Annotated in this window: 18 protein-coding genes; 2 read left to right on the forward strand and 16 right to left on the reverse strand. The window is 61.4% G+C overall.

What is annotated here, in order from left to right:
* The first annotated feature begins 74 nt into the window (after nt 1-74).
* Both ACA046_RS27295 and ACA046_RS27300 read left to right on the forward strand, forming a co-directional pair.
* Nucleotides 75-1,568, forward strand: a complete 1,494-nt coding sequence (locus tag ACA046_RS27295) for a sensor domain-containing diguanylate cyclase (RefSeq protein WP_497675335.1) — start codon at nt 75-77, stop codon at nt 1,566-1,568.
* A 51-nt stretch (nt 1,569-1,619) separates the two neighbouring features.
* Nucleotides 1,620-3,122, forward strand: coding sequence for a GGDEF domain-containing protein (locus ACA046_RS27300; RefSeq protein WP_497675336.1), 1,503 nt, complete (start codon nt 1,620-1,622; stop codon nt 3,120-3,122).
* A gap of 53 nt (nt 3,123-3,175) precedes the next feature.
* On the opposite strand, the gene lpxC is transcribed toward ACA046_RS27300, so the two are convergent.
* The 16 genes from lpxC to mraZ form a co-directional block, all read right to left on the reverse strand.
* Nucleotides 3,176-4,087: a UDP-3-O-acyl-N-acetylglucosamine deacetylase gene (gene lpxC / locus ACA046_RS27305; RefSeq protein ID WP_003171886.1), complete on the reverse strand. Its 912-nt coding sequence runs from the start codon at nt 4,085-4,087 to the stop codon at nt 3,176-3,178.
* Nucleotides 4,088-4,199: 112 nt separating this feature from the next.
* On the reverse strand, nt 4,200-5,396 hold the full coding sequence (gene ftsZ / locus ACA046_RS27310) for a cell division protein FtsZ (RefSeq protein WP_003216225.1): 1,197 nt from the start codon (nt 5,394-5,396) through the stop codon (nt 4,200-4,202).
* A 79-nt stretch (nt 5,397-5,475) separates the two neighbouring features.
* Nucleotides 5,476-6,738, reverse strand: a complete 1,263-nt coding sequence (ftsA, locus tag ACA046_RS27315) for a cell division protein FtsA (protein ID WP_003216224.1) — start codon at nt 6,736-6,738, stop codon at nt 5,476-5,478.
* Between the two features lie 15 nt (nt 6,739-6,753).
* On the reverse strand, nt 6,754-7,620 hold the full coding sequence (locus ACA046_RS27320) for a cell division protein FtsQ/DivIB (protein WP_029615882.1): 867 nt from the start codon (nt 7,618-7,620) through the stop codon (nt 6,754-6,756).
* A gap of 4 nt (nt 7,621-7,624) precedes the next feature.
* A complete protein-coding gene (locus tag ACA046_RS27325) occupies nt 7,625-8,581 on the reverse strand; it encodes a D-alanine--D-alanine ligase (protein ID WP_076014383.1) in 957 nt (318 codons plus the stop codon).
* Nucleotides 8,578-10,023 (reverse strand): UDP-N-acetylmuramate--L-alanine ligase, encoded by a 1,446-nt coding sequence (gene murC, locus ACA046_RS27330; RefSeq protein WP_003216219.1) that lies wholly within the window; start codon nt 10,021-10,023, stop codon nt 8,578-8,580. The genes ACA046_RS27325 and murC overlap by 4 nt, the downstream gene beginning before the upstream one ends.
* Nucleotides 10,016-11,086: an undecaprenyldiphospho-muramoylpentapeptide beta-N-acetylglucosaminyltransferase gene (murG, locus tag ACA046_RS27335; RefSeq protein WP_497675337.1), complete on the reverse strand. Its 1,071-nt coding sequence runs from the start codon at nt 11,084-11,086 to the stop codon at nt 10,016-10,018. The genes murC and murG overlap by 8 nt, the downstream gene beginning before the upstream one ends.
* Nucleotides 11,076-12,299 carry a putative lipid II flippase FtsW gene (gene ftsW / locus ACA046_RS27340; RefSeq protein WP_459023719.1) on the reverse strand — a complete coding sequence of 408 codons (1,224 nt, stop codon included), beginning with the start codon at nt 12,297-12,299 and terminating at the stop codon, nt 11,076-11,078. The genes murG and ftsW overlap by 11 nt, the downstream gene beginning before the upstream one ends.
* Nucleotides 12,296-13,642 (reverse strand): UDP-N-acetylmuramoyl-L-alanine--D-glutamate ligase, encoded by a 1,347-nt coding sequence (murD, locus tag ACA046_RS27345; RefSeq protein ID WP_497675338.1) that lies wholly within the window; start codon nt 13,640-13,642, stop codon nt 12,296-12,298. Before murD ends, ftsW begins: the two co-directional genes overlap by 4 nt.
* Nucleotides 13,643-13,648: 6 nt before the next feature.
* A complete protein-coding gene (gene mraY / locus ACA046_RS27350) occupies nt 13,649-14,731 on the reverse strand; it encodes a phospho-N-acetylmuramoyl-pentapeptide-transferase (RefSeq protein ID WP_017477688.1) in 1,083 nt (360 codons plus the stop codon).
* Complete coding sequence (locus ACA046_RS27355; RefSeq protein WP_497675339.1) at nt 14,731-16,101, reverse strand: UDP-N-acetylmuramoyl-tripeptide--D-alanyl-D-alanine ligase; 1,371 nt, start codon at nt 16,099-16,101, stop codon at nt 14,731-14,733. Before ACA046_RS27355 ends, mraY begins: the two co-directional genes overlap by 1 nt.
* Entirely contained in the window at nt 16,094-17,557 is a 1,464-nt protein-coding gene (locus ACA046_RS27360) for a UDP-N-acetylmuramoyl-L-alanyl-D-glutamate--2,6-diaminopimelate ligase (protein WP_258347888.1), read from the reverse strand. The genes ACA046_RS27355 and ACA046_RS27360 overlap by 8 nt, the downstream gene beginning before the upstream one ends.
* On the reverse strand, nt 17,557-19,299 hold the full coding sequence (locus ACA046_RS27365; RefSeq protein WP_459029425.1) for a peptidoglycan D,D-transpeptidase FtsI family protein: 1,743 nt from the start codon (nt 19,297-19,299) through the stop codon (nt 17,557-17,559). Before ACA046_RS27365 ends, ACA046_RS27360 begins: the two co-directional genes overlap by 1 nt.
* Entirely contained in the window at nt 19,299-19,592 is a 294-nt protein-coding gene (gene ftsL / locus ACA046_RS27370; protein ID WP_003216203.1) for a cell division protein FtsL, read from the reverse strand. The genes ACA046_RS27365 and ftsL overlap by 1 nt, the downstream gene beginning before the upstream one ends.
* Nucleotides 19,589-20,536 (reverse strand): 16S rRNA (cytosine(1402)-N(4))-methyltransferase RsmH, encoded by a 948-nt coding sequence (gene rsmH, locus ACA046_RS27375; RefSeq protein WP_167662882.1) that lies wholly within the window; start codon nt 20,534-20,536, stop codon nt 19,589-19,591. The genes ftsL and rsmH overlap by 4 nt, the downstream gene beginning before the upstream one ends.
* On the reverse strand, nt 20,533-20,988 hold the full coding sequence (mraZ, locus tag ACA046_RS27380; RefSeq protein WP_003171868.1) for a division/cell wall cluster transcriptional repressor MraZ: 456 nt from the start codon (nt 20,986-20,988) through the stop codon (nt 20,533-20,535). Before mraZ ends, rsmH begins: the two co-directional genes overlap by 4 nt.
* Nucleotides 20,989-21,011: the final 23 nt, after the last annotated feature.

The raw sequence follows: 21,011 nt of genomic DNA on the forward strand, positions 1-21,011 counted from the left end.
CTTTTAGCGGCGACGACTTATTTTTCACAGCATGGAACTAAACTGCCAGCATCTTGAGTGCCGAAGCCAGTCCCATGAGTGAACGCCACGCCTTTACCCAGCCTGCACGCCCGGAGCTTTTGCTGATTCTGGGCAGTGGCCTTACCGTCATCCTGATCGTGATCATCGTTGCCGTATTGCTGACTCGCGAACACGCCAGCGCCCTGCAGGCGGCCAAGCGCTCCACCAGCAACATCACCCAACTGATCAACGCCGATGTACTGCGTAACGTCGAGCTCTACGACCTGGCCCTGAACGGCCTGATCACTGCAACCACCCGCCATGACTTGCCGCAGGTTTCCGCCGAAGTGCTGCATATGGTGCAGTTCGACCAGTCCACCGCTGCGCCTTTCAAAGGTGAAGTCCTGCTGCTGGACAAGGCCGGCGCGGTCACCGCCGACTCCTCGACGCTGACCCCCACGTCGCGCAACTTCGCCAACCGCGACTATTTCCAGGTCCACCAGCAGAACCCCGATGCGGGTCTGTTCATCAGCCGGCCCTTCAAGATCCATTGCGACTGCGATCAAGTCTGGCGCATCGCATTCAGCCGCCGGGTGCCCGGGCCCAACGGCGAATTCGCCGGTGTGGCCGTGGCTACCATGCGCCTGGCGTATTTCGACCAGTTGTTCAATAGCCTCACCATCGGCAGCGGCAGCAGCATCAACCTGGTGAACAACGACGGCATTCTGCTTGCCCAGCAACCCCTGCTCGAAAGAGACATGATCAACAAGGACCTGAGCGCGCGGCCTAACTTCAAAAGAATGCTGCGTGAAGGCAGCGGCAGTTTCAGCGCCATCTCCACCGTCAGTGGCACGCAACGGCTGTACACCTTCACCAGCGTCGGCGCGCTGCCGCTGATTGTGGTGGTGGCGCTGTCCAGCGATGACGTGTTTGCCGCCTGGAGACGTGCCGCCGTACTGATCAGTGGCGCCACCGGTGTGCTCTGCATTGGTCTGCTGTGGCTGACCTGGATGCTGCGCCGGGAACTGCGCCGCCGTTATCGCGCCGAGAAGGTGTTGTCGGAACTGGCGGCCACCGACGCCCTCACCGGCTTGGCCAACCGCCGCACCCTCGACCAGCGCCTGCGCCTGGAATGGGAGCGCGCGCAACGCTCGGGCGAACCACTGGCGTTGCTGATGATCGACGTCGACCACTTCAAGGCCTTCAACGACCGCCACGGCCATCAAGGCGGTGACGAGGCGTTGCGCAACGTCGCCCGGGTCATCGGCAGCAATATTCGTCGCCCCGCCGACCTTGCGGCCCGTTACGGCGGCGAAGAGTTCGCGGTGATCCTGCCGGATACCGACGACGAAGGCGCGAGCATCATCGCCGAGCATATCCGCAGCGCGGTGGAGCACATGCCACCGGCGGACGGGGACGCGCTGTCCGTCACCGTCAGCATCGGCCTCAGTACCTGGGACAAACGCAGCCGTGGCTCACTCGAAGAGCTGATGCTGAGCGCCGACCGGGCGCTGTATGACGCCAAGCACTCCGGGCGCAACCGCACCGTTCACAGCCAGACCACATGAGCCGTTATCAGCAACTACGCTAAAGGCATCCTCGAAGCAGAAGTACGCCCGATGAGCCCAAGCACCACCCGTCCTCCCCGTCCTACCCACCGCCCGGAACTGCTGCTGATCATCGGCAGTTGTGTCACGGTGCTGCTGATCATGCTGGTGGTCGCGGTGTTGCTGACCCGCGAACACGCCAACAGCTTGCAGGCGGCCCAGCGCAGCGCCAATAACATCACCCAACTGATCGACGCCGACGTGCTGCGCAACGTCGAGCTGTACGACTTATCGATCAAGGGCCTGATCGCAGCAACCGAACGCAGTGATTTGGCGGGTGTATCGGCGAGCATCCGTCACCTGGTGCTGTTCGATCGTTCGGAAGCGGCGCCGTACAAGGGCGACATCCTGCTGCTGGACAAGACCGGCGAGGTGATTGCCGATTCCTCGTTGCTGACGCCTGAAGCCGCCAACTTCGCCGACCGTGATTACTTTCAGGCTCACCGACAGAACCCCGACCTGGGCCTGTTTATCAGCCGGCCCTTCATGGCGCGCTGCGTGTGTGAAGACCAATGGCGCATCGCATTCAGCCGCCGGGTTTCCGGGCCCGACGGACGATTCCTCGGGGTTGCCGTGGCGTCCATGCGCCTGTCGTATTTCCAGCAACTGTTCCGCAGCCTGAATATCGGCAACGACAGCACCATCAACCTGATCAACCAGCAGGGCATCCTGCTGGCCCAACAGCCGTTGCTGGAACGGGACATGATCGACAAGGACCTCAGTCAGCGTCCCAACGTCGCGCGCATCCTGCAAGAGCGCGACGGCAACTTTCGTGGCACCTCAAGTGTGGATGAGGAAAAACGCCTCTACACCTTCTCGACTGTGGGGGATTTACCGCTGATCGTCGTCGTAGGCTTGTCGACAGAGGAAATATTCGCATCCTGGAAGCGTGCGGCGCTGTTGATCAGCGGGGCCACGGGGGTTTTGTGCATTGGCCTCTTATGGTTGACCTGGATGCTCTGCATGGAGTTGCGCAGGCGCCATCGCGCCGAGCAGGTGCTGTCAGAACTGGCAGCCACCGATGCGCTCACCGGCCTGGCCAACCGCCGCCCCCTGGACCAGCGCCTGCGCCTGGAATGGGACCGCGCCCAGCGTTCAGGCGAGCCATTGACGGTGCTGATGATCGATGTGGACCACTTCAAGGCCTTTAACGACCGACATGGCCATCAAGGTGGCGACGAGGCATTGCGCACGGTGGCGCAGGTGATCGACGGCAATATCCGCCGCCCTGCTGACCTCGCGGCTCGCTATGGTGGCGAAGAATTTGCGGTGGTGCTGCCGCACACCGACAGCCAGGGCGCGTTGTTGATTGCTGAACATATCCGCAGCAGCGTCGAGCACCTGCCGCGGGTGGGCGGGGATACTGTGCCGATTACCGTCAGCATTGGCCTGAGTACCTGGACCAAAAACAGCCGTATCACACTGGAGGAGTTACTGCTGAGCGCCGACCAGGCGCTGTATGAAGCCAAGCACACCGGGCGTAATCGCGTTGTTGATGCAAACACCCTGGCATAAAAAAAGGCCACCCGAAGGCAGCCTTTAAAAACAAAAGGAAAGAGAGTTGTTACTTACACCGCCGCGACGGGACGCATGTAAGAGATCGGTGCGGTGCTGGCATCTTCGAAGGTCACGACTTCCCAAGCATCTGTCTGCTCAATCAACTTGCGCAGCAGCTGGTTGTTAAGGGCGTGGCCCGACTTGAAGCCTTTGAACTCGCCTATCAGGCTATTGCCCAGCAGGTAGAGGTCACCGATTGCATCGAGGATCTTGTGCTTCACGAATTCGTCTTCATAGCGAAGGCCGTCTTCGTTCAGTACACCATCCGCGTCGACCACAATGGCGTTTTCAACGCTGCCGCCGAGTGCGAGGTTGTGCTTGCGCAGGTACTCGATGTCACTCATGAAACCAAAGGTACGGGCGCGGCTGACTTCTTTTACGAACGAAGTGCTGGAAAAATCCACGCTTGCACTTTGGGTGCGGTCACGGAATACCGGGTGATCGAAATCGATCTCAAAGCTCACTTTAAAGCCTTCGAACGGGACGAAGGTGGCGCGCTTGTCGCCGTCTTCTACTGTCACTTCCCGCAGAATGCGAATGAACTTCTTGGCTGCGTCCTGTTCTTCCAGGCCGGCAGATTGAATCAAGAATACGAAGGGTCCGGCGCTGCCATCCATGATTGGGACTTCGGACGCGGAGAGCTCGACGTAGGCGTTATCGATGCCCAGACCGGCCATGGCCGAGAGCAAGTGCTCCACCGTGTCCACTTTGACGTCACCGTTGACCAACGTGGTCGACATCGTGGTTTCGCCAACATTTTCCGCGCGAGCAGGAATCTGCACCACAGGGTCCAGGTCGGCACGAACAAACACGATGCCGGTGTCGACAGGTGCGGGCTTGAGGGTCAGGTATACCTTCTCCCCGGAGTGCAGACCTACACCTGTGGCACGGATAATATTCTTCAGGGTGCGTTGTTTAATCATGGCTTGGACCGCTTCAGCGCAAATTGCGAACTGGTATCAACAAAGGCTGGCGATAATAGCAGACCAGACCTTTGCTGAACACCAATCACCTTCATAGCCCTGATACATTCCATTAATCGGCCTGACGACGCAGGAAAGCCGGGATGTCCAGGTAGTCCAGGTCATCTTGCGGATTCGGGCTACGGGACGCAGCAGCACCGGCCTGAGCCTGGTTGCGCATCACGGTCGGACGATCCAGGTCACGATAGTTCACAGACGGCAGTTCCTGGCGCGAAGGCGCTGGAGCGGCAGCTTGCTGGCTGGCGTGGCTGGTATGGACGGTATTGTCGATCACCTTTACAGGCTTCTCGATTTTTGCACCCAGGCCGGTAGCAACAACGGTCACGTGCAGTTCGTCGCGCATGTCCGGATCGATAACAGTACCGACCTTGACCATGGCGTGCTCGGAAGCGAAGGCTTCGATGATGCTACCCACGTCGGAGTACTCACCCAGTGACAGGTCAGGACCGGCGGTGATGTTCACCAGGATGCCGCGTGCGCCTTGCAGGTTCACGTCTTCCAGCAACGGGTTGCGGATGGCCGCTTCAGTGGCTTCACGTGCACGGTTCGGACCGCTGGCGCAGCCAGTACCCATCATCGCCATGCCCATTTCGCTCATCACGGTACGTACGTCGGCAAAGTCGACGTTGATCATGCCCGGACGCTTGATGATGTCGGAGATACCGCGAACGGCACCGGCCAGTACATCGTCAGCCTTGGCGAAAGCCGACAGCAAGCTGGCGTCCTTACCGAGGATGGTCAGCAGCTTCTCGTTGGGAATGGTGATCAACGAGTCGACGCTTTCGGACAGCAGACGGATGCCTTCATCGGCGATCTGCATGCGCTTGCGACCTTCGAACGGGAACGGACGAGTCACGACGGCAACCGTCAGGATCCCCATTTCCTTGGCCACTTCGGCAATGATCGGCGCAGCACCGGTACCGGTACCACCGCCCATGCCCGTGGTGATGAACACCATGTTGGTGCCTTGCAGCACTTCAGCAATGCGCTCGCGGTCTTCCAGAGCGGCTTGACGGCCGACTTCCGGATTCGCGCCGGCACCCAGGCCCTTGGTCACGGCTGTGCCCAATTGCAGGATGGTGCGTGCACCGATGCTTTTGAGGGCCTGGGCGTCAGTGTTGGCGCAGATGAATTCAACGCCTTCAATGTTGCTCTTGACCATATGGTTGACAGCGTTGCCGCCGCCACCGCCGACGCCGATCACTTTGATGACCGGGCTTGCGGGGATGTTGTCTACGAGTTCGAACATTTTCCCTCTCCTTTCATTTCTCTAGTTTTTTCGCCTACTACGTGCATCTACAACAGTGAAACGGTGTTGCGGTAAATCTTTAGAAATTGCCTTTAACCCAAGCCTGCAACCGCTCGAACAACGGCGCTTTCGCTTCGTCGTCGCTTCTGTAACTGTCGCGGTTGCTCGGGCCCGACAGGGAAATGCCGTCGGTCTGCTTTTGCAGCCCGTACAACAGCAAGCCCACACCGGTGGAATAAATCGGGTTGCGCACTACGTCGCCCAGGCCTTTCACGCCATGGGGCACGCCCAGGCGGACCGGCATGTGGAAGATTTCCTCGGCCAACTCGACCGCGCCTTCCATCTTCGAGGTGCCACCGGTCAGCACGATGCCGGCCGGGATCAAATCTTCGTAGCCGCTGCGGCGCAGTTCAGCCTGGATCAAGGTGAACAGTTCGTCGTAGCGCGGTTCAACCACTTCGGCCAACGCCTGGCGCGACAGTTCGCGCGGTGGACGGTCGCCCACGCTCGGCACCTTGATGGTTTCACCGGCACCGGCCAGCTTGGCCAGGGCGCAGGCGTAACGGATCTTGATTTCTTCGGCGTACTGGGTCGGTGTGCGCAATGCCATGGCGATGTCGTTGGTCACCTGGTCACCGGCAATCGGGATCACGGCGGTGTGACGGATCGCACCCTCGGTGAAGATCGCGATGTCTGTGGTGCCGCCGCCGATGTCCACCAGGCACACGCCCAGTTCTTTTTCGTCGTCGGTCAGTACCGAGTAAGCCGAAGCCAACTGCTCGAGAATGATGTCGTCGATTTCCAGGCCGCAGCGGCGCACGCATTTTTCAATGTTCTGTGCAGCGTTGACGGCGCAGGTCACTACGTGAACCTTGGCTTCCAGACGAACGCCCGACATGCCCAGGGGCTCGCGAACGCCTTCCTGGTTGTCGATCACATAGTCCTGCGGCAGCGTGTGCAGCACGCGCTGGTCAGCCGGGATCGCCACGGCTTGCGCTGCGTCGAGTACCCGCTCCAGGTCAGCCGAGCTGACTTCACGGTCGCGAATCGCCACGATGCCGTGGGAATTCAGGCTGCGGATGTGGTTGCCGGCAACACCGACAAATGCCGAGTGAATCCGGCAACCGGCCATCAGCTGCGCTTCTTCGATGGCGCGCTGGATCGATTGCACGGTGGATTCAATATTCACCACCACGCCCTTCTTCAGGCCCCGGGACGGATGCGTGCCGATTCCGACGATTTCCAGCGTGCCGTCGTCCGCGACCTCGCCTACCAGCGCCACCACCTTGGAGGTGCCGATATCCAGACCGACGATCATTTTGCCGCTTTGCACGTTTGCCATGGGTCCTGCCTCTTCTTAATTCTTCGCGACAGCAGGTTGCGCTGCCGTGGGCGCCGCAGGGGCCCGCCAGCCGACGGCAAGGCCGTTGGCGTAACGCAGGTCGATGCTCGCAATGTTCGTAATCTGTTCTTTCAAGGTCTTTTCATAGATGGCGATAAAACGGCGCATCTTTTCCACCAGGTTGCCGCGTCCCAGCAACAACTCGATGCCCGGGCCGGAACTGCCTGCGCCCGTGGTCAAAAACCAGCTGCCCCGCTCGCGCAATTCCAGTCGCGCAATCGAGAAACCCAACGGCCGCAGCATCTGGCTCAACGCCTGGTACTGCTGCATCACTTGCTGTTGCGCCCGCTGCGGCCCGAACAACTGCGGCAGGTGCTCGTAATTCGCCACTTCGCGAGGCGCAAATGCCTGGCCCTGGTTGTTCAACAACTGCCCATCGCCCCAACGGGCCACGGGCAGTTGTTCTTCCAGGCGGATCGTTACCTGATCCGGCCACACGCGACGAACTTCGGCGTGGGCAATCCATGGCATCTGTTCCAGCTCGGAACGCATGCCTGCCAGGTCGATGGTGAAGAAGCTCGACGCCACAAACGGGGCGATTCGCTGCTGCACGGCTTGCTGGCTGATGTAACTCAAGTCGCCCTGCACGCTGATCTTGGTGATCGGCCGGTCGGCATACGGCAGCAGACGCTGGGCGCCTTCATACGTACCAAACCCCAACGCCACCAGAATCACCGGCCAGAACAGCGCCTTCAGAAAACCAAAATTGGCTTTCGGCATGCGCGCCGACATCGGCTCTTTAGCCACCATTCGGCTGGCACCACGCGGCACCGGCTTGCGGCCGGGAGCGGGTTGCTGATGACGAAGCGATGCGCCGTTCATGGTCTTAGCCTCGGGGCTCAATGCTTGCGGCCAGGATCGCCAGCACCAACTGCTGGAAATCCAAACCGGCTGCACGAGCGGCCATAGGTACCAGGCTGTGATCGGTCATCCCGGGTGCGGTGTTGACTTCAAGGAACCAGAAATTTCCTTGGTCATCCTGCATCACGTCTGCCCGCGCCCAACCGGCGATACCCAGCGCCTCACAGGCTTTCGCCGTGAGGTCCATCAATTCCTGTTCCTTGGTTGCGTCGAGGCCACACGGGATCCGGTACTGAGTATCGGAAGCCACGTACTTGGCGTCGTAGTCATAAAAGGTGTGGGGCGTGCCCAATGCGATAGGCGGCAATACCTGGCCACGCAGAGTAGCGATGGTGAACTCGGGACCTTGAATCCACTGTTCCACCAACACTTGCGAATCGTAGGTACTGGCCGCTTTCCATGCGTCAATCAATTCGGCGGCTGAGTTCACTTTAGCCATGCCGATACTGGAGCCTTCATGGGCTGGTTTGACGATCAAAGGCAGGCCCAGTTCCTTGGCTGCAGAAATACAATCGTCTTCGCTGCACAGCACGCTGTGACGCGGAGTCGGAATCCCCAGGCTGTGCCACACCTGTTTGGTGCGCAACTTGTCCATGGCCAGCGCCGAAGCGAGGATACCGCTGCCGGTGTAGGGAATGCCCAGGCATTCCAGCAGGCCTTGCATGCTGCCGTCTTCACCGCCACGGCCGTGAAGAATGACGAAGGCGCGGTCGATCTTCTCGGCCTGCAGGCGCGACAGGAAGTCATCACCCACGTCGATGCCGAACGCATTCACACCGGCACTTTGCAGCGCTTCCAGTACGGCGTTGCCGGACTTCAGCGACACTTCACGCTCAGCACTCTTGCCGCCGAACAGCACCGCGACGCGGCCGAAGTCGGCAGGTTGGATGGTGGAGAACAGCGAGCCGTAGTCAGTGGTCATTTCGACTTCCCCTGCGCGGCGGCAAACAGCGGGCTTGCCAGCAATTTAGGGGCGAGGCCGCCGATGTCACCGGCACCCTGGCAGAGCAGGATGTCGCCGGCACGCAGCAGCGGCTTGACGATTGGCGCGAGGTCTACTCCGCGTTCGATATAAATCGGGTCCAGTTGGCCGCGTTGACGGATGCTGTTGCACAGCTTGCGGCTGTCGGCGCCCGGGATCGGCTCTTCACCGGCCGGGTAGACTTCCATCAGCAGCAACACGTTGGCATCCGCCAGTACATTGACGAAATCGTCGTACAGGTCGCGGGTACGGCTGTAACGGTGCGGCTGGTACACCATCACCAGGCGGCGTTCCGGCCAGCCACCGCGTACGGCCTTGATCACCGCCGCGACTTCGGTCGGGTGGTGACCGTAGTCGTCCACCAGCATCACGTTGCCGCCGTCCACCGGCAGTTCGCCGTAGACCTGGAAGCGACGGCCTACGCCGGCAAAACCCGACAGGCCTTCGACGATGGCTTCATCGCTGACGCCTTCGTCGGAGGCGATGCAGATGGTCGCCAGGGAGTTGAGTACGTTGTGGTTGCCCGGCATGTTCACCGAGACATCCAGCGGCTCGCGGTCAGGGCGCAGCACGGTGAAGAAGGTCTGCATGCCCTGCTGGCGCACGTTGATTGCGCGCACGTCGCAGTCTTCGCTGAAGCCGTAGGTCACGGTCGGACGCTTGACCAGCGGCAGGATTTCACGCACCACCGGATCGTCCAGGCACACCACGGCCAGACCGTAGAACGGCAGGTTGTGCAGGAACTCGACAAAGGTTTTCTTCAGTTTGTTGAAGTCACCGTCGTAGGTCGCCATGTGGTCGGCGTCGATGTTGGTCACCACGGCCACCAGCGGTTGCAGGTGCAGGAAGCTGGCGTCGCTTTCATCGGCTTCGGCGATCAGGTAGCGGCTGGTACCGAGTTGTGCATTGGTGCCGGCTGCATTCAGGCGGCCACCGATCACGAACGTCGGGTCCAGGCCACCGGCGGCGAACACGGAGGCGATCAGGCTGGTGGTGGTGGTCTTGCCGTGGGTACCGGCGACGGCAATGCCGTGGCGGTAGCGCATCAGCTCGGCCAGCATCTCGGCGCGCGGCACGACGGGAATGCGGCGTTCAAGCGCAGTCGCCACTTCCGGGTTGGAGGTGTTCACAGCGCTGGAGACCACCAGCACATCGGCTTCGGCAGCGTTCTCGGCGCGGTGGCCGATAAAGATTTTCGCGCCAAACGATTCCAGGCGCTCGGTGACCGGCGACATTTTCAGGTCGGAGCCGGACACCTGGTAACCCAGGTTCAGCAACACTTCGGCGATCCCGCACATGCCCACGCCGCCGATACCGACGAAGTGGATGCGACGGATGCGGCGCATTTCCGGCTGTGGCATGGCTTTCTGATTCTCAACCATGGGCCACCTCCAGGCAGATATCGACCACGGTGCGGGTTGCGTCAGGTTTGGCCAGGCGGCTTGCGGTGCTCGCCATGCTGTTCAGTCGTTCCGGTTGCATCAAAACCTCGGTCAGGCGTGCGGCCAAATCGGCGGCGCCAGTCGTTCTTTGCGGCAGCAGGAAGGCAGCGCCCTCCCCGGCCAAATATTCGGCGTTGCGGGTCTGGTGATCGTCGATCGCGTGGGGCAAAGGCACCAGCAAGGACGGCAGACCGGCGGCAGCCAGTTCACTGACGGTCAACGCACCTGCGCGACAGACCACCAGGTCGGCCCAGCCATAGGCTTGGGCCATGTCTTTGATGAAGGGCTGCACATTCGCCTCCACACCCGCTTCGCGATAACGCGTGGCGGTCACTTCATCGTGATTCTTGCCGGCCTGATGAAAGATCTCGGGGCGCAATGTTTCAGGGAGTTGCGACACCGCTTCAGGCAGCAATTTGTTCAAGGGTTCGGCGCCCAGGCTTCCGCCCAGGATCAACAGGTGCGCCTTGCGACCGACCAACGGCTGGCGGGCAATGTCCATGAACAGCTCGGTACGCACCGGGTTGCCGGTGGTGCGCAGCTTGTCCGCAGCACCAAAGGTCTTCGGGAAGGCCTCGCACACCCGGGCAGCCAAAGGCACCAGCAGGCGGTTGGCGGTGCCGGCCACGGCGTTCTGCTCGTGGACGATTACCGGCACACCGGCGAGTTTTGCCGCGACACCACCAGGGCCGGTGACGTAACCACCAAAGCCCAGCACGCACACCGGCTTCACTTCACGGATCACCTTGCGCGCCTGCCACACCGCTTTGAGCAACACGAACGGCGCCTTCAGCAGGGACAATTTGCCCTTGCCACGCAGGCCGGTGACGTTGATCAAATGCAGCGGCAAGCCGGCATTCGGTACCAGATCGTTTTCGATGCCACGGGGCGTACCGAGCCAATGCACGGTGTAGCCGCGGTTCTGGAACTCACGGGCACAGGCCAGCGCCGGGAACACGTGGCCACCGGTGCCGCCCGCCATGATCAGCACGTTAGCGCCCATGGTTCGGCTCCTCGGCGAAGTCGCTTTCGCTGAACTCCATCTCTTCGCTGCCCAGGTGGGTTCGACTCTCCCACTCGATGCGCAGCAGTAACCCGAGACAGGCGCAGCAAATCACCAACGAACTGCCGCCGTAACTGAGGAACGGCAAGGTCAGGCCCTTGGTCGGCAGCAAGCCGACGTTCACCCCGATGTTGATCAGGAACTGGCCGATCCACAGGAACGACAAGCCGTACGCCACGTAAGCGGCAAAATATTGCTTGGCCTTTTCGGCCCACAAGCCGATGTACATGCCGCGTACACATACGAATACGAACAGCGCGACGGTGCACAACGAACCGACCACGCCCAGCTCTTCGGCGAGTACCGAGAACACGAAGTCGGTGTGGGCTTCCGGCAGGTAGAACTGCTTCTGCACGCTGTTGCCCAGGCCCACGCCCAGCCACTCGCCGCGACCGAAGGCGATCAACGCCTGGGTCAGCTGGTAGCCGGAACCGAATTGATCGGACCATGGGTCGGTAAAGGTAATCAGACGCGCCATCCGGTAGGGCTGCGCCTGCACCAGAATGGTCACGGCGGCCACCGCCAGCACCACCATCAAGGTGAAGCGGAACAGGCCCACGCCACCGAGGAACAGCATCGCCGCCGCCGCCCCCATCATTACGACGGTGGCACCGAAGTCCGGCTCCATCAGCAACAGGCCGGCCATGGGCAGCAGCACGATGAACGGCTTGAAGAAACCCATCCAGCTTTCGCGTACTTCTTTCTGGCGCCGCACCAGGTAACCGGCGAGGTAGATCACCACGAACACCTTGGCGATTTCCGACGGCTGCACGTTGAACGCACCGAAGCCGATCCAGCGCATAGAACCGTTCACCTCACGTCCGATGCCGGGCAGGATCACCATCACCAACAGGCCGAACGCGCCCACCAGCATCAGCCAACCCAGGCGCTGCCAGGTGGCGATCGGGATCATCATGGTGACGATGCACGCACCGAGGCCGATGACCAGGTACACCAGGTGGCGGATCATCATGTACAGGGTGTTGCCCGATTGCACGGCGGCCACTTCCGAGGACGCCGAAGTGATCATCACCAGGCCCAGGCCCAGCAGCGCAAGGCAACCGGCGAGCATCGGGAAATCCAGATCGATACCGCGCCCGGTAATGAGCGGCGACGGGTACGGCTTGATGATGTTCCGCAAATTGATACTCATGCCAAGGCCTCCACGGCGCGGGCGAACAGCTGGCCGCGCTCTTCGTAGTTCTTGAACATGTCGAAACTCGCGCAGGCAGGCGACAGCAGCACCACGTCACCCGGCTGGGCCAGGGCTTTGGATTGGGCGATGGCGTCATCCAGGGATTGCGCGCGCACCTGGGGTACGGCGTCGCCAAGGGCATCGGCGATCAAGCCGGAATCACGGCCCATCAGCACCACGGCGCGGCAGTTGGCGGCGACCGGGCCTTTAAGGTCCTTGAAGTCAGCACCCTTGCCGTCGCCACCGGCGATCAGCACGACCTTGCCTTGAATATCGGCACCCAAACCTTCGATGGCAGCCAGTGCCGCACCGACGTTGGTGGCCTTGGAATCGTTGTAATAGCCTACGCCATCCAGCTCGCGAACCCACTGGCAGCGGTGCTCAAGGCCGGCAAAGCTGCGCAAGGCCGACAGCATGGCGTCGAACGGCAAACCGACCGCGTGACCGAGTGCCAGCGCAGCCAGGGCATTGGCCTGGTTGTGGGCACCACGGATTTTCAGTTCGCGCACCGGCATCAGGTTCTGGAATTCGAAGGCCAGGTATTTATCGCCGTTCTCTTCCCGAAGGCCGAAAGCCTTGAAATCGGGCTTGTTCAGGCCGAAGGTCCAGCACGGCAGGCCTTCGCCGATCAGCGGACGGCTCAGGGCGTCCTGACGGTTCACCACCACTTGCCGCGCGCCACGGAAGATCCGGTGCTTGGCCAGGTGATAGGCCGGCAGGCCGCTGTAGCGGTCCATGTGGTCTTCGCTGACGTTGAGCACGGTGGCCACTTCGGCGTTGAGCTGGTCGGTGGTTTCCAGCTGGAAGCTCGACAGCTCCATCACGTACAGCTCGACGTCGTCGTTGAGCAGGTCCAGCGCCGGAGTACCGAGGTTGCCGCCCACTGCCACGCGCTTGCCGGCCGCAGCCGCCATCTCGCCCACCAGGGTGGTGACGGTGCTTTTTGCATTGGAGCCGCTGATGGCCACGATCGGCGCCTTCGCGTTACGCGCGAACAGCTCGATGTCGCCGGACAACTTCACGCCACGGGCCGCCGCCGCTTGCAGGGCCGGTGTCGCCAGGGCCAGGCCGGGGCTCACGTAGAGCTCATCGGCACGGCACAGAAACTCGACATCCAGCTCGCCACAACGCACTTCCACGTGCGGGTAGTCACGGCGCAGCGTGACCAGCTCCGGTGGATTTTCCCGCGTATCGGCCACGGCAAACGACGTGCCCCGGTTCGCCAGGAAGCGAACCAGGGACATGCCGCTCTTGCCGAGGCCGACAACGATGCGGAAGTGGTCTGAAGCGATCAGGGACACTCGTTTCTACCTCAGTTTCAGGGTGGCAAGGCCGAACAGAACCAGAATCACGGTGATAATCCAGAAACGGACAATCACCCGCGGCTCAGGCCAGCCCTTGAGTTCAAAGTGGTGGTGAATCGGCGCCATGCGGAACACGCGGCGCCCGGTCAATTTGAAGGAGGCAACCTGGATCACCACCGACAGGGTTTCCATCACGAACACACCGCCCATGATGAACAGGACGATTTCCTGGCGGACGATCACCGCAATGGTGCCCAGGGCCGCGCCCAGCGCCAGTGCGCCGACGTCGCCCATGAAGACTTGTGCCGGGTAGGTGTTGAACCACAGGAACCCAAGGCCCGCACCGATCAACGCGCCGCAGAACACAATCAGTTCGCCCGCGCCCGGTACATACGGGATCAGCAGGTATTCAGCGAATTTCACGTTACCCGACAGGTAGCAGAAGATGCCGAGCGCGCCGCCCACCATCACCGTCGGCATGATCGCCAAGCCGTCGAGGCCGTCAGTCAGGTTGACCGCGTTGCTGGAGCCGACGATCACGAAGTAAGTCAGTACCACGAAGCCAACACCCAGCGGGATGCTGGCGTCCTTGAGCATCGGGATGATCAGGGTGGTCTCGACCGCGCTTGGCGCAGTCGTATAGAGGAAGATTGCCGCCGCCAGGCCGAACACCGACTGCCAGAAATACTTCCAGCGGCTTGGCAGCCCCTTGGAGTTCTTCTCGATCACCTTGCGGTAGTCATCCACCCAGCCGATGGCGCCGAACAGCAAGGTCACCAGCAGCACGGTCCAGACGTAGCGGTTATGCAGGTCAGCCCACAGCAGCGTACTGATGCCGATGGACGACAGGATCAACGCGCCGCCCATGGTCGGGGTGCCGGACTTGGACAGGTGCGACTGCGGGCCGTCGTTGCGCACGGACTGGCCAATCTGCAGGTTTTGCAGGGTACGGATCATCCATGGCCCGAGGAACAGCGACAACGACAGCGCGGTCAGCACACCCAGAATCCCGCGCAGGGTCAGGTACTGAAAGACCGCGAAGCCTTTGTGGAACTGTTGCAGATACTCAGCCAGCAGCAGCAGCATTAATGTTTCTCCGTACTTGAGGCACACAAGGCCGCGACGACGTTTTCCATCACCGCGCTGCGCGATCCCTTGATCAAAATAGTGGTGTGTTTGTCTTGTTCAGCCGCACTCAGTCCCTGGATCAGTTCGGCCTGGCTGGCGAAATGCCTGGCGCCCGGCCCGAAGGTGTCCACGGCGTGAAGCATGTTCGGTCCAACGGCGTACAGGGCGTCGGCCTTGCCGGCGGCATACGCGCCGACTTCACGGTGAGACTGTTCGGCCCACTCGCCCAGTTCGGCGATGTCCCCCAGTACCAGCACCTTGCGACCGTCGAAACTGGTCAGCAGGTCGATGGCGGCACAGATCGAGGACTGGTTGGCGTTGTAGGTGTCATCAATCACGCGCATGCCGTTGCTGGCCAGTTGCGCGACGGTGCGACCCTTGACCGGTTGCACTGCGCCAAGGCCGGTGGCGATGCCAAACAACGCCACGCCCAGCACATGGGCAGCAGCAGCGGCGGCCAGGGCGTTCGCGACGTTATGGTTGCCCAGCAGGTTCAGCTGTACGTGCTCGTCACCTTGCGGGGTATGCAGGGTGAAAGACGGGCAGCCACGAGCGTCGGCTTTGATAGTCGAGGCATGGAAATCGGCAGCGGCGTTGTGCACCGCGAAGCTCAAGACCTTGCGACCGGCGGCACGTACACGCCAGGTTTCGAAGGCTTTGTCGTCGAGGTTCAGCACGGCGGTGCCGGACGCGTCGAGGCCTTCGATGATTTCGCCCTTGGCTTCAACGATCTTTTCAGGGCCGCCAAACTCGCCGACGTGGGCGGTGCCGGCGTTGCTGATCACCGCGACGTGAGGCTTGGTCATGGCCACGGTGTAGGCGATTTCGCCGATGCGCGAAGCACCCAGTTCGATCACCGCCGCCGTGTGTTCCGGGGCCAGTTCGAGCAGGGTCAGCGGAGCGCCGAAATCATTGTTCAGGTTACCGCGAGTCGCCAGGACCGGCCCGCGCGTGCGCAGGATACCGGCCAGCAATTCCTTGACCGTGGTTTTGCCGCTGGAGCCGGTGATTGCCGCAACAGGATTGGTGAAAGCGGCACGGTTCAGCGCACCCAGTTGGCCGAGGGCCAGGCGGGTGTCAGCTACCAGCAATTGCGGCAGTGTCGAGTCGGCAACTTCGCGCTGCACCAGAGCGCCGACAGCGCCTTTGGCAGCGACGTCATTCAGGTAGTCGTGGCCATCAAAACTTGGGCCGGCCAAGGCGACAAACAGTTGCCCGGGCTTGATCGTCCGGCTGTCGATGCTGACGCCATCAAAGCTGCAATCAACCGACAGCATGCGGGCCGACAAGGCCTGGGTCAGCTCGCTGAATGTGAGCGCCTTAAGCATGGGCCACCTCCCACGCGGTCAAGGCATGATCGGCCTCGACCAGATCGGAGAAAGCGTGACGTTCGCCGTTGATTTCCTGATAGTCCTCGTGGCCTTTACCGGCCAGCACCACCACGTCGTCAGCACTCGCGCTGGCGATCAATTGGGCGATGGCTGCACCGCGACCGGCAACGAAGGTAGCTTTGGACGCATCTTTAAAGCCGACACGAATGTCATCGAAAATCTGGCGTGGGTCTTCGCTGCGCGGGTTGTCGTCCGTAACCAGAACACCATCAGCCAGGCGCTCGACGATTTCAGCCATCAGCGGGCGCTTGCCGCGATCGCGGTCACCGCCACAGCCGAACAGGCACAGCAACTTGCCCTTGGCGTGGGGACGCAGGGCTTGCAGGATTTTTTCCAGGGCGTCAGGGGTGTGGGCGTAATCGACCACTACCAGCGGCTGGGTACCGCCGCCAAGACGCTGCATGCGACCGGCCGGGCCTTCCAGCTTCGGCAGCACTCGCAGGATTTCGTCGAGGGCGTAATCCAGGCCGAGCAAGGCGCCGACGGCGGCCAATACGTTGCTCAGGTTGAAACGCCCGAGCAAGGTGCTGCGCAAATGGTGCTCGCCCTGCGGCGTCACCAGGGTGGCGCGCACGCCTTCGTCATCAAAGGTGGCTTCACGGCAATACAGGTAGGCGCTGGAATCTTCCAGGCTGTAGCTGATCAAGCGACCGTCACCTTTGGCGGCGGCCAGCTGGCGACCGAATTCGTCGTCCAGGTTGACCACTCGGCACTTCAGGTCATTCCAGGCAAACAGACGGGCCTTGGTGGCGGCGTATGCCTCCATGGTGCCGTGATAATCCAGGTGATCGCGGGACAGGTTGGTCATCACCGCCACGTCGAACGCCAGGGCAGTCACGCGGCCCTGGTCCAGACCGTGGGACGAGACTTCCATGGCAACCGCCTTGGCACCGGCCTTTTTCAGGTCGGCCAGGGTCGCCTGTACGGCAATCGGGTTAGGCGTGGTGTGCAGGCCGCTTTGCAGCGCGCCGTAGAAACCGGTGCCCAGGGTACCGACGATGCCGCAATGCTGGCCCAGCAGGTCAAGCGCCTGGGCAACCAATTGGGTCACGCTGGTCTTGCCGTTGGTGCCGGTCACGCCCACCAGGTTCAGGGTACGGCTCGGGTCGCCATAAAAGCGCCCGGCGATGTCCGACAGCTGCGCCGCCAGGCCCTTGACCGGAATCAATGGCACGTCGGTGATCGGCAGCACAGTGGCGCCTTCCACTTCATAGGCCACCGCTGCCGCACCGCGTTTCAGCGCGTCGGCAATATGGTCACGGCCATCGAACTTGCCGCCCGGTACAGCCAGGAACAGGTCACCGGCGCGCACGTTACGGCTGTCCAGCGTCAACTCGCGAATCAGCAGATCGCGGCCAGCGTGGGCAAAAATCTTGTTCAGGCTAAGAGACATCAGCCGCGCCCTCCATTGGCTTTTACAGCAGCGACCGGCGGTCCGGCGTTCGCTTGTTGGGTAGCCGGCAGGTTGTCCGGCGTGATGTTCATCAGGCGCAACGTCCCGGACATCACTTTGCTGAACACCGGCGCCGAGACCAGGCCACCGAAGTAACCGGCTTTGCTCGGTTCATCGATCACCACAACGATGGCGTAACGCGGATCGCTCATCGGGCCGAAGCCTGCGAACAGCGAGCGGTAGGAGTTCTCGGCGTAGCCCTTGGTGCCCACTGCGGTTTTACGCGCAGTACCGGACTTGCCTGCCACGTGATACGCCGGCACCTGGGCACGGAATACGCCGCGCGGTGCTTCGATCACTTGTTGCAGCATGCCTTGTATGGTCTTGGCGACGTTTTCCGGGATGACCTGGGTCGCCGGCGGTGCCTCGTCGAGGTGAATCAAGCTCAGCGGCACCATGCGGCCATTGTTGGCCAGCACCGAGAAAGCGTGGGCCAGCTGGATCGCGGTGACCGACAGGCCATAACCGTAGGAAAGCGTTGCGGTCTCGGCCTTTTTCCAGTCGCGGTAGTTCGGCAGGTTGCCTACACGCTCGCCCGGGAAGTCCAGGCCAGTGGGTTGCCCCAGGCCGACTTTTTGCGCGAGGTGGTAGATGGCTTCGCCGCCGATATCGAAGGCGACTTTACTCATGCCCACGTTACTGGAGTTGATCAGGATGCCTGTCAAATCCAACACCGGGCCTTCGCTACGGGACACGTCACGAATGGTGTATTTGCCCAACTGCAGGGTGCCCGGGTAGACCTCGACCTTGTCGGAGGGTTTCCAGCGCCCGGTTTCCAGGGCGGCACTCATGGAGATGGCTTTCATGGTCGAACCTGGCTCGAACACGTCGATCATGGCGCGGTTGCGCATCATCGCCGGCTGCAGGTTGCGACGGTTATTCGGGTTGTAGGTCGGCTGGTTGACCATGGCGAGAATCTCGCCGGTCTTCACGTCCATGATCACCAGGCTGCCGGCTTTCGCACCGTTCTCGATGATCGCGTTACGCAGCTCGCGGTTGGCCAGGTATTGCAGGCGCAGGTCAATCGACAACGCCAAGGGCTTACCGGCCTTGGCGTTTTTGGTGACCTGGACATCCTTGATCAGTCTGCCGCGCCGATCCTTGATGACCTGCCGTTTGCCGGGAACCCCGGCCAGCCATTCGTCGTAGGCGAGTTCCACGCCTTCGCGACCGTGATCATCAATGTCGGTGAAACCCACCATATGGGCAGTGGTTTCGCCGGCCGGGTAGAAACGCCGAAATTCCTCGATGCCGTAGACACCGGGGACTTTAAGGTCGAGTACTTGCTGGCCTTGTTCAGGGGTAAGCCCGCGAACCAGGTAGATGAATTCTTTATTGGCCTGGGCTTCGAGGCGTTCGCTCAGGGCTTTCGGGTCCTGGCCCAAGGCGGCAGCGAGTTCCGGCCACTTGTCCTTGGCGGTCTGCATTTCCTTGGCGTTGGCCCACAGGGTGGTCACCGGAGTACTGACGGCCAGAGGCTCGCCATTACGGTCGGTGATCAGGCCGCGGTGCGCAGGAATCGGGATATGCCGCAGGCTACGGGCATCGCCCTGGCCGATCAGGAAGTCACGGTCCACCACTTGCAGGTCGATAATCCGCCAGGCAATCGCGCCCACCATCAGTGCCAGCAACCCCAGCACCAAACGGAAACGCCATGGGTAGAGTGCGCCCTCAAGTTTCATCATGGCGCCACCATGCGAACTTCTGCAGCGCCAGGGATGTGCATCTTGAGCTGTTCAGTCGCCAGCACTTCGATGCGGCTGTGGGCTGTCCAGGTACTTTGCTCCAGGATCAACCGGCCCCACTCTGCCTGCGCTTTGTCGCGCACACTCAGTTCCCCGTACAGGGTATTGAGCAGTTGACGGTTGTAGTGGGCGCTGTAGGACACCGCAATCGCGGACACCAGCACGCCAACAAACAACAGCAACATAAAGAAGCTGCCGCCCGGGAGGGGCTTGGCGAAAAGCTTGCTCACCGCAACTTCTCCGCAACGCGCATGACAGCGCTACGGGCACGTGGGTTGGCCTTGAGTTCGGCTTCGGAAGCGAACTGCGCTTTGCCATGGATTTTGATTTTCGGCACAAAGGCTTCGTAACGTACCGGCAGGTTGCGCGGCAGGTTGTCGGATTCGCCCTTGACCAGACGACGCATGAACAATTTGACGATGCGGTCTTCCAGGGAGTGGAAGCTGATCACCACCAGGCGACCGCCCACTTCCAGCGCTTCCAGAGCGGCTTCAAGGCCGGCTTCCAGATCGCCCAATTCGTTGTTGACGTGAATGCGCAGGCCCTGGAACGCACGGGTAGCCGGGTTCTTGCCCTTTTCCCATGCAGGGTTGGCGACTTTCAGCACTTCAGCCAGGTCAGCGGTACGCTCGAACGGCTGGATTTCCCGGCGCTCGACCACGGCACGCGCCATGCGGCCAGCGAAGCGCTCTTCGCCGTATTCCTTGAATACACGGGTGATTTCTTCGTGGGGTGCGGTGGCGATGAACTGCGCGGCGCTGACGCCACGGCTTGGGTCCATGCGCATGTCCAGCGGGCCGTCGTTCATGAAACTGAAGCCCCGCTCAGGGTCGTCCAGCTGTGGCGAAGACACGCCCAGGTCCAGCAGAACCCCGGCCACCTTGCCCGCCATGCCACGTTCGGCCACTTCTGCGCCGAGCTCGGCAAAGCTACGCTGCACAACGACAAAGCGGCCGTCTTCGGCCGCTAGCGCTTGCCCGGTGGCAATCGCTTGAGGGTCTTTGTCGAACCCGAGGAGCTTACCGTCCGGACCAAGCTGGCTGAGAATCAGCCGACTGTGCCCGCCCCTGCCGAAGGTGCCATCCAAATAGCAGCCATCCGCGCGTACGGCGAGAGCCTCAACGGCTTCGTCAAGCAGTACGGTGATGTGGTTAAAGCCGCTATCAATAGTCACAGGATCAAATCACGCAGTTCATCAGGCATGGCGCCCGGTTGTTGAATAGCAGCCAGGTCAGCTGCAGAAACAGCATCCCAGGCATCTTCGTCCCACAATTGGAACTTGTTCAGTTGGCCTACCAGCATCGCGCGCTTGTCCAACTTGGCGTATTCGCGCAGACGCGGTGGAACCAGGAAACGACCACTGCCATCGAGTTCGAGATCGACGGCATTACCAATCAGCAAACGTTGCAGGCGACGGTTCTCTTCACGCAGTGAAGGCAGCGCACGCAACTTGGTTTCAATCAGCTCCCACTCATCGAGCGGGTAAACACATAAACAAGGGTCAACGGCATCAATGGTGATGATTAACTGTCCGGAACTTCGCGAAATGAGCTCGTCACGATACCGGCTCGGCATGGCGAGACGGCCTTTTGCATCGAGACTGATAGCGTTAGCTCCGCGAAACACAGATGCGTTTCTCCAAATTTTAG

Source organism: Pseudomonas sp. LBUM1641 (assembly GCF_059716235.1).

Bases quoted from the DNA above. Each gene is read 5' to 3' on its own strand.
- murG (WP_497675337.1), bottom strand. From the start codon at position 11,086: ATGGGCGCTAACGTGCTGATCATGGCGGGCGGCACCGGTGGCCACGTG.
- ACA046_RS27325 (WP_076014383.1), bottom strand. From the start codon at position 8,581: ATGACCACTGACTACGGCTCGCTGTTCTCCACCATCCAACCTGCCGAC.
- ftsZ (WP_003216225.1), bottom strand. From the start codon at position 5,396: ATGTTCGAACTCGTAGACAACATCCCCGCAAGCCCGGTCATCAAAGTG.
- ftsA (WP_003216224.1), bottom strand. From the start codon at position 6,738: ATGGCAAACGTGCAAAGCGGCAAAATGATCGTCGGTCTGGATATCGGC.
- lpxC (WP_003171886.1), bottom strand. From the start codon at position 4,087: ATGATTAAACAACGCACCCTGAAGAATATTATCCGTGCCACAGGTGTA.
- ACA046_RS27355 (WP_497675339.1), bottom strand. From the start codon at position 16,101: ATGCTTAAGGCGCTCACATTCAGCGAGCTGACCCAGGCCTTGTCGGCC.
- ACA046_RS27295 (WP_497675335.1), top strand. From the start codon at position 75: ATGAGTGAACGCCACGCCTTTACCCAGCCTGCACGCCCGGAGCTTTTG.
- ACA046_RS27300 (WP_497675336.1), top strand. From the start codon at position 1,620: ATGAGCCCAAGCACCACCCGTCCTCCCCGTCCTACCCACCGCCCGGAA.
- ftsW (WP_459023719.1), bottom strand. From the start codon at position 12,299: ATGAGTATCAATTTGCGGAACATCATCAAGCCGTACCCGTCGCCGCTC.
- ACA046_RS27365 (WP_459029425.1), bottom strand. From the start codon at position 19,299: ATGAAACTTGAGGGCGCACTCTACCCATGGCGTTTCCGTTTGGTGCTG.
- ACA046_RS27360 (WP_258347888.1), bottom strand. From the start codon at position 17,557: ATGTCTCTTAGCCTGAACAAGATTTTTGCCCACGCTGGCCGCGATCTG.
- murC (WP_003216219.1), bottom strand. From the start codon at position 10,023: ATGGTTGAGAATCAGAAAGCCATGCCACAGCCGGAAATGCGCCGCATC.
- mraY (WP_017477688.1), bottom strand. From the start codon at position 14,731: ATGCTGCTGCTGCTGGCTGAGTATCTGCAACAGTTCCACAAAGGCTTC.
- ACA046_RS27320 (WP_029615882.1), bottom strand. From the start codon at position 7,620: ATGAACGGCGCATCGCTTCGTCATCAGCAACCCGCTCCCGGCCGCAAG.